9 protein-coding genes are annotated in these 8051 nt (G+C 63.7%); 3 read left to right on the top strand and 6 right to left on the bottom strand.

What is annotated here, in order from left to right:
• Nucleotides 1–84: 84 nt before the first annotated feature.
• From KBZ07_RS12825 to KBZ07_RS12835, 3 genes are read right to left on the bottom strand one after another with little or no spacing between them, the layout of a single operon-like run.
• Complete coding sequence (locus tag KBZ07_RS12825) at nt 85–297, bottom strand: DUF3721 domain-containing protein (protein ID WP_254931977.1); 213 nt, start codon at nt 295–297, stop codon at nt 85–87.
• 59 nt (nt 298–356) lie between these two features.
• The gene (locus KBZ07_RS12830; RefSeq protein WP_254931978.1) at nt 357–581 is read right to left on the bottom strand and encodes a DUF3721 domain-containing protein; all 225 of its coding nucleotides are present in this window, start codon (nt 579–581) and stop codon (nt 357–359) included.
• A 46-nt stretch (nt 582–627) separates the two neighbouring features.
• Nucleotides 628–1299, bottom strand: coding sequence for a DUF305 domain-containing protein (locus KBZ07_RS12835; protein ID WP_254931979.1), 672 nt, complete (start codon nt 1297–1299; stop codon nt 628–630).
• Nucleotides 1300–1405: 106 nt separating this feature from the next.
• Between KBZ07_RS12835 and KBZ07_RS12840 the strand changes: the two genes are divergently transcribed.
• Entirely contained in the window at nt 1406–1789 is a 384-nt protein-coding gene (locus KBZ07_RS12840; protein WP_254931980.1) for a MerR family transcriptional regulator, read from the top strand.
• Here the strand turns inward: KBZ07_RS12840 and KBZ07_RS12845 are convergent.
• The 3 genes from KBZ07_RS12845 to rppA form a co-directional block, all read right to left on the bottom strand.
• Complete coding sequence (locus KBZ07_RS12845) at nt 1778–2317, bottom strand: DUF305 domain-containing protein (RefSeq protein ID WP_254931981.1); 540 nt, start codon at nt 2315–2317, stop codon at nt 1778–1780. The two genes, KBZ07_RS12840 and KBZ07_RS12845, sit on opposite strands and share 12 nt — an antisense overlap.
• Before the next feature lie 346 nt (nt 2318–2663).
• The gene (locus tag KBZ07_RS12850) at nt 2664–4073 is read right to left on the bottom strand and encodes a cell wall metabolism sensor histidine kinase WalK (RefSeq protein ID WP_254931982.1); all 1410 of its coding nucleotides are present in this window, start codon (nt 4071–4073) and stop codon (nt 2664–2666) included.
• Nucleotides 4070–4774: a two-component system response regulator RppA gene (gene rppA, locus KBZ07_RS12855; protein WP_254931985.1), complete on the bottom strand. Its 705-nt coding sequence runs from the start codon at nt 4772–4774 to the stop codon at nt 4070–4072. Before rppA ends, KBZ07_RS12850 begins: the two co-directional genes overlap by 4 nt.
• A 120-nt stretch (nt 4775–4894) precedes the next feature.
• Here rppA and KBZ07_RS12860 point away from each other — a divergent pair, with 120 nt between their 5' ends.
• Together KBZ07_RS12860 and KBZ07_RS12865 are read left to right on the top strand one after the other, a co-directional pair.
• Nucleotides 4895–5467: a hypothetical protein gene (locus KBZ07_RS12860; protein WP_254931983.1), complete on the top strand. Its 573-nt coding sequence runs from the start codon at nt 4895–4897 to the stop codon at nt 5465–5467.
• 41 nt (nt 5468–5508) lie between these two features.
• On the top strand, nt 5509–8051 hold a 2543-nt coding region (locus KBZ07_RS12865; protein WP_254931984.1), incomplete at its 3' end, for an efflux RND transporter permease subunit.

The raw sequence follows: 8051 nt of genomic DNA on the forward strand, positions 1-8051 counted from the left end.
GCCAAGGGAATAGCGGCAATGGGCACCACCAGGCGGTGCAGCTTGCGGGAGCGACGGTTGAGATGCTTCATCATGAAAACGTGATCACTGCGCCTTCTGGAGCGCATCATGGAGTCCACGCTCATTGGCACAGGGCATCCACATCGTGCCCATCGCAAAGGTGCCCTTGCACTTCAGCTCAGCCGCACGCTTTTCAGCCTCGGCCTTGGTGGCATACATGCCTCGCATGTGGGCCTGGGCAGAGGCCACAAGCAGCGGCGTGGTTGCTAAAGCACCGATCATCACGAGGCTCCCCATGGCTGATGCGATCTGACTCCGCATTGATGTCATGGTCGACGAGAGAAACAGGCGTCCCATTACGACTCCTTTTTGACAGCTTTTTCATAGACGTCGAAATCTTTGCAGGGCATCCATTCACTGCCCATAGCAAAGGCGCCTGAACACTTGAGTTCCTTGGCCCGCTTCTCGGCGGCTGCCTTGGTGGGGAACATGTCATTGGCCTGGGCATGGGCCGCACCGAAGCCCAGCGAGAAGATGGCCAGAGGTGCGATTAGTCCGAGTGCAGAGATCATTGGATTCATGGATTTTAAATGAAGATTACAGAGCAGGTGGTTACGGATAAATACCTTAGTTCAGTGAAAACAGCTTGTCGTAGGCGTGATACTCCGGCTTGTTGAGTCCATCGTGCTGGAGCATCTTGCGCAGCTGAATGATCTCGCGACGCTGGGCCACGATGATGTTGCGGGATAGGCGGAGAATGGTGGGATTGGTTGATTTCTTGAGCGCATCGTGGGCCATTATCAGCGCGCCGCCGTGGTGCTGGAGCATCCCCTCCAGAAACCAGGTAACTCGGTTCTCCCTCGTGGGCGTTGAAGCCATCATCTGCATGGCCTGAATCTGAGCTGGGCTCATGCGAGTGAGATCCGCCATGGCGTTGGGATCCCCGCCTGTCTTGAGCACAACCGGATACACCGGAGCCTCTGGGTACCAGGCCTTGCGCCATTGCCCCATGGCCTTGATCTCCTCGGCCTGATCGCGCCAGATGTCCTTTCCGAGTGCTCCCACACCAGGCACGCCGATATCAAAGACGAACTCACTCATCCGCAGGGCACCGGTGTGGTGCTGGACCATGCCATCGAGCCAGCGCAGGTCGTAGGTGCTGCCGGCCGGGCCTACATCGTGGTTGTGGGCGCTGTGATCCATCGGTGCTGCGACCGGAGCCGCCCCAGTCGATGGCGCCGGGGCCATCATCCGGTGGTGCTGATGGGGATCCATCTGCGCCTGGGCCACTGGAGCCATCAGGGCAACCAGTGCCGCAGCGGCAAGAAGAGGCGATCGCATTGCGGGCCTTGGCGAGGAAGTATCTATACGATGCATCCTCCCGTAGGTGGAGAGTCAAGTGGTGATGGCTGCCCCCATGAAGATCGGTGAGGTGGCTCAGCGTTCCGGCCTCACCGTGAAGACGATTCGCTTTTACTGCGATGAAGAGCTGATCCATCCCATCAGCCGTAGTGAGGGCGGCTACCGGTTGTTGGGCGATGAGGTGTTTGCGGAGTTGGCCCTGATCCGCACCCTCAAAGCGATGGACATCCCGCTGCAGGACGTACTCCAGATCCTGGAGTCGCGGCGCTCGGGAGTGTGCACCTGCACGACACTTCAGGACACGATCCGCACCAAGGCAGGTGAGATCGTTCATAAGATCGCCGCCTTGCGCGACCTGCAAATCGAACTCGAAGATCTGCTCAGCCGCTGGCAAGACTGCGGCGGCCGCAAGGGCTCAGCTGCCTGAGCCACCGAAGCACTGCCGGTACCACTGGGCCATTTGCTCGATCTCCTGGTTCTGTACCCGCACCATCGCCGCCTCCAACTCGCGCAGCTGCGGGTGCTGGGTGTTCCCTTCTGCGTGGGAAGCCATCATCACGCCCATGCGGTGGTGCGGAATCATCTGCTCGATGAAGGTGCGATCAAAGTCGGGCGCATTCTTGAGGGCTTCCAAGCTGGTGCCCATGCCGGGCATGCCCTGGCCCATACCCATCCCGTGCCCGGACCCGATGCCCCAGGCAGGCACGTCAGTTCCGTACCACTGGCGATACCACTGACGCATCTGGGAATTCTCCTGGCTCTGACTGGTGCGGATCTTTTCCGCCAGCGCGCGGATCTCCGGTCGCTTGGAGCGCTGCAGGGCCAGCTCCGCCATCGCGATCGCCCCCTCATGGTGGGGAATCATCATCACGATGAAACGGGCATCGGCTGAACGTTGACCCATCGGCATGCCGCCCCTGCCACTACCAGAGGGCATCGCGGTGGACGGAGCCAAGGCGCCGGATCCAGCACTAGGGGCGCTGGGTTCCGCCTGAACGCAGCTCGCCAGAACCAGCCAGGCTGCTGCCGCTTGGGCGATGGCTTTCAACGAACGTCGGCTCCCTGCGCCGCAACAATTCAGAAACCGAGCCATGGGCACCTCCGATGAGCTGCTGATTCCATCCTGGCCGGATTGGGCGGCAGGAAGCTCCGATGCAGCACAAGAGACACAGGACCGCTGGCGAGACCGAGCCTCCATGGAGGCTGGCAGTGGTGATGGACGGGGCGCAGAGCTCAATTTGGGTTGATGAGGCTGAAGTGTCTGCATCAAGCCACTTGGTCAGCCGAGAGGCCGCACCGGATCAGGGCAAACGCCTGACAGCAGATAGCCACAAGGAAAATGTCGAAGCCTGTCCCGGTGTCGACTCCACGCGGATCACCGCCCCATGGCGACGGGCGATCGCCTGGGCGATGGCAAGCCCCAATCCAGTGCTCCCCTGATGACGGCTGCGGGAGGCATCGAGGCGATGGAAACGCTCAAAGATCCGACCCTGCTCCTCCGCTGGGATACCAGCGCCGCTGTCCTGCACGAACAACTGGATCTCCCGGCCGCGTCGCTGCAGCCCCACCAGGACCTTGCCGCCAGGCGGGCTGTGTTGCAGGGCATTGCTTAGCAGGTTGATCAGGAGGCGGCTCAGCTCCGATTCCACCCCCAAAACGGTGGCGTCGCCCACCTCGATCGCCGCATGCAGGGTCACCGCCGCTGCTGCGGCTGCTTCGCTGAAGTCCTCCAACACATCCGCGCAGATCTCCGCGAGGTTGCAGAGTCGCCGGTGGCTGCCGTTGATGGACTGCTCCAGGCTGGCGAGCAACAGCAGATCGGCGATCAGCTGTTGCAACCGGCGGCCCTGGTTAAGCATTCGATCCAGGCCCGTCGCCGAGGTGGCTTCTGCCGCAGGCCGCCCAGTGCTGAACCGCCCTGCCGGAGCTTGTCCGGGCAAGCGGTGCAGAGCATCCCGTTCGGCCTCCAGCAGAGCGAGCAGATTGGCCAATGGTGTGCGCAGCTCATGGGCGACATCGGCACTGAACTGTTCCTGCCGGCGGTAAGCCTCCAGCAGGGGAGCCATCGCCAGGCCCGCCAGCCACCAGCTGGCCAGGGCCATTCCTGCCATCGCCAGAGCGAACACGCCGTGGCCCAGCCACCAAAGCCGGCTGGCCTCAGCATCGAGGGGTGCCAGGCTGCGACTTATCTGCAGGGTGCCCCAGTCCTGCTCACCGCTGCGATGGGCCCGGTGCAGATGGATGGCGTAGCTCAACAACCGCTCACCCCCAGGCAAACGCTGCTCTCGCCACACCGGCTCCGGCCGGGTAGGCCCCAGGGCGCCAGGCGAGGCGGCCAGCAGCTGGCCGCGGGCATTGAAGATCCGCAGCTGGAAACGGGACGGATCGGTGGCGCTGATCGCATGGCGCTCGATCAGGGCATCAGCAACAGAACAGGCCTGACCCACCAGACAAAGGCCCGGCAGTACCGCCGCCAATGCCACCGACGGCACGGCCACTGGGGGCAGGCTGGGTTTGAGGCTGTCGTGCAGGGTGCCGGCAACGGTCTGCAGTTCGCGGCGCAGGGCGGCTTCACGCTCCTGCAGCAGCAGGCGCGCCATGGCGAACCCGGCGCCGTACAGAATCGCGCCCATCACCAGCAGCGAGAGGGCAGCCAAGCGCAGCCGAGCTCGCCAAAGCATTGCCGGAGCCGGTGAGCGGTTGGCGCTCATGGCTCTCCAGGCAGCTGGGCATGGAAGCGATAGCCACGGCTCGGCACCGTTTCGATCGGGGAGTCCAGGCCATGGCCCGCAAGCTTGCGCCTCAGCAGCCGCACCTGGGCGGCCACCACGTTGCTCACCGGGTCTTGGTGCAGGTCCCACAGCTGGTTACGCAATCGAGAGCCCGGAATGATCTGCCCGGGGTGCTCCAGGAAATAGGCCATCAGCTGCAGCTCCTTGCCAGCCAGCGGGATCGTCACCACACCATCGGACGAGCTGACCTGCAGCTGGCCGGACTGGGGATCGAACCGGTAGGGCCCCACCTCCAACACGGGCTCGCGGTACCTGGGCTGGCGGCGTTGCAGGGCCCGCACCCGCGCCAGCAGTTCCTCCATCGCGAAGGGCTTGCTCAGGTAGTCGTCGGCACCGGCGTCGAGGCCCTCTACCCGATCGGCCGTCTCGGCCCGGGCAGTGAGCAACAGCACGGGCAGGTCGAGACCGGCGGCGCGGGCGCGGCGGCAGAGCTCAGGGCCACTCAGGCCCGGCAGCATCCAGTCCATGATCGCCAGCTCGTAGCTGGCCAGCTCACCGCTGAGCAGTGTCCAGCCCTCCAGACCATCGCTGCAATGGTCCACCACGTGGCCCTGGTGCTGCAGCACGGTCTGCACAGCGCCGGCCAGCTCCTGCTCGTCTTCCACCAGCAGGATCCGCAGCGGCATCAAGTGGAAGCTAAGACCGGCGAATGCTAGTGGGCGCAAGCGATTTCACCTGTTTTTCATCGCGACTACGGCATCCTTCGCGGGTTCTTGTCCTGCCCCTGCGGCACCAGCAGCATGCGCGCTCTTCTTCTGGCCGGCGGCCTCAGCCTCGGAACCCTGGCCCTCGGTGGGTTCAGCCCGGCCATTGCACACGTTGGTCATGGCGATGAGTTTCAGCAGCAGGGGAACGTGCGCCAGGTGAAGGCCAGCGCCGAGATTGATTCCATGCTGGGGATCACCACCGCTCCTGCCACGGAAGCCGGCGGCGTGGTCTCCATTCCGGTCGCTGCGGTGGTGGATGCGGATGGCAAGCCCCTGGCCTTCGTGAAAAGCGGCACCACCTACGACCCGGTGTTTCTCCAGACCGGCGCCAGCCAAGGCGATCAGATCACCATCACCGACGGCAGCATCGCGCCTGGAGACGAGGTGGTGACACAGGGAGCCCTCTCGCTCTACGCCGAATCGAAAAAGAGCCAGAGCGCCGGCGCAGTTAGTGCGGCTGCCCCTGCTGCATCCTCTGACGCCTCTGCGACCCAAGTCACGCCAACGGCCGCCGGAGGCCTCAACCGCCTGGTGATCGGGGCCGGTGCTGTGGTGATCGTCCTTGGTGCTGGGGTTGTGATCTCCCGGCTTGGCAAGAAGAACTAACCCCCGATCCTTGCGCTCTCTCCGCCTCCCAAGCCTTTCCCATGCTGGAACGCCTGCTCAACCAGACACTGCGCACGTCCATCGCCAGGCGCTGGCTGGTGGTTGTGGCCGCCGTGCTGATCACTCTCTGGGGCCTGTCGATCCTCAGCCGGATGCCCCTGGATGTGTTCCCCCTGTTCGCCCCTCCCCAGGTGGATGTGCAGACCACAGCCGATGGTCTGGCACCGGAAGAGGTGGAACAGCGCATCACCGTGCCGATCGAATCGGCCGTCAATGGCCTGCCGGGAGTGGAAACGGTGCGCTCCTCCTCAAAGGTGGGGCTCTCGATGGTGCAGGTGGTTTTCGATCAGAACGCCGACATCAATCGGGCGCGGCAATCGGTGGCGGAACGCCTGCAACAGATCGAGGCGGAGCTGCCTGCCCAAGCCAGATCCCCGGCAATCTCACCCCTCGTCTCTCCCCTGGGCACGATCCTGCAGTACGCCTTCACCCTGGAGGGCGGCGGCCTCACGACGCCGATGCAGTTGCGCCGGATCGTCGCCAACACCTTCAACAACCAGATTCTGGAAGTTCCCGGTGTCTCACAGGTGACCTTGTATGGCGGTGAGGAGGCCCAGCAGCAGATTCAGATCGATTCTCAGCGACTTCAGGCCCGCCAGGTGTCGTTGCAGGCCGTGGCCGAGGCGGCAACGGCCGCCAGTGCCAATGCCCCGGGCGGTTTTCTGATCGCCGGCGGGCAGGAGAAGCTGATCCGCGCCAGTGGCCAGGCGGGCAGTAGTGAGGATCTCGCTGATTCCGTGGTGACCAACAGCCAAGGCCAGGCGCTGCGGATCGGTGATGTCGCCGAGGTGCGGCTGGCCAGTGCCCTGAAGCGCGGTGATGGCAGCTTCAACGGCAAGCCGGCGGTGGTGCTGATGATCAACAAACAGCCCGATATCGACACGCCACGGGTGACACGTCAGGTGGAGGAGCGGATCGCCGCCCTCAGCAAGACCCTGCCGGCTGACATTCAGGTGAAGCGCACCTTCCGGCAGGCCAATTTCATTGATACCGCGATCAAGAACGTCAGCACTTCCTTGATCGAAGGCATCGTGATCGTCTCGGTGGTGATGGTGCTGTTCCTGATGAACTGGCGCACCGCCGTGATCACCCTCAGCGCCATCCCCCTGTCGCTCGTGATCGGCTTGATGCTGATGCGCGCATTTGGGCTGGAGATCAACACCATGACCCTCGGTGGTCTGGTGGTGGCGATCGGATCTGTGGTTGACGACGCCATCGTCGACATGGAGAACTGCTACTCCGGGCTGCGCCGCAACCAGGTGGCCGCCCAGCCCAGGAATCCCCTGCAGGTGGTGTTCGAAACCTCCGTGGAGGTGCGCCAGCCGGTGATCCTTTCCTCCGTGATCATCGTGGTGGTGTTCGCGCCGATCTTCAGCCTCTCGGGGGTGGAAGGGCGGATCTTTGCGCCCATGGGCCTGGCCTACCTGTTCTCGATCGCGGCGTCCAGCCTGGTGGCGCTCACGCTCACGCCAGCGCTCTGCGCCATCCTGCTGGCAAACACACGCCTCCCAGCCGAGAACACCTGGGTGGCCACCTGGGCGGAGCGGGCCTACAGGCCCTTGCTGGAGTTCTCGCTGCTGTCGCCCAAGCGCGTCCTGGCCGCTGCTCTGGCATTCGTTGTGGTGGCCTGTGCCATCTTGCCGAGCCTCGGACGGGTGTTTCTACCGGAGTTCCGTGAGAAATCTTTGGTGAACTCGATGGTGCTCTATCCCGGAGTGTCATTGGAGATGACCAACCGCGCTGGGCTGGCGTTGTCCAACACCCTCAAGGCCAGCCCTTTGTTCGATTGGGTGCAGGTGCGAACCGGCCGGGCCCCTGGTGATGCCGATGGAGCAGGCGTGAACCTGGCCCATGTGGATGTGGAATTGAGCGACGAGGCGATGAAGGATCGCCCTGCTGCCATTGCCGAACTACGCAACGCCTTCCTGAAGCTGCCCGGAGTGGCTCCGAACATCGGCGGTTTCATCTCCCACCGGATGGATGAGGTGCTCTCAGGAGTCCGCAGTGCGATCGCCATCAAGATCTACGGCCCCGATCTGGCGGAGCTGCGCAGGATCGGCGAGCAGGTGCGTGACGCAATCGAGCCGATCCAGGGAGTGGTGGATCTGCAGCTCGAACCCCAGTTGCCGATCCAGCAGGTGCAGATTGCCTTCGATCGCCAGGCCGCCACTGCCAACGGGCTGACGATGCAGCAGCTTGCCGATGCGGTGGAGATCGCCCTGAACGGCAAGACGGTGGGCCAGGTGGTGAGCGACGGCACCGACCGCACCGATGTGGTGGTGATGCTCCCCGAAGACTCCCGCAACAATCTCGATGCCCTGCGAGCTCTACCGATCGCTACCCCCGCAGGCACCATGCTGCCGCTGGGAAGCCTGGCCCGCATCGACTACGGCCTGGGCGCCAATGTGGTCAACCGGGAGGACGTATCGCGGTTGATCGTGGTGTCCACCAACGTCAGTGGTCGGCCGCTGGGCACGGTTGTCGCCGACATTCAGAACACCATCGACAGCAAGATCAAACTGCC

The sequence above is a fragment of the Cyanobium sp. BA20m-14 genome, from assembly GCF_024346295.1.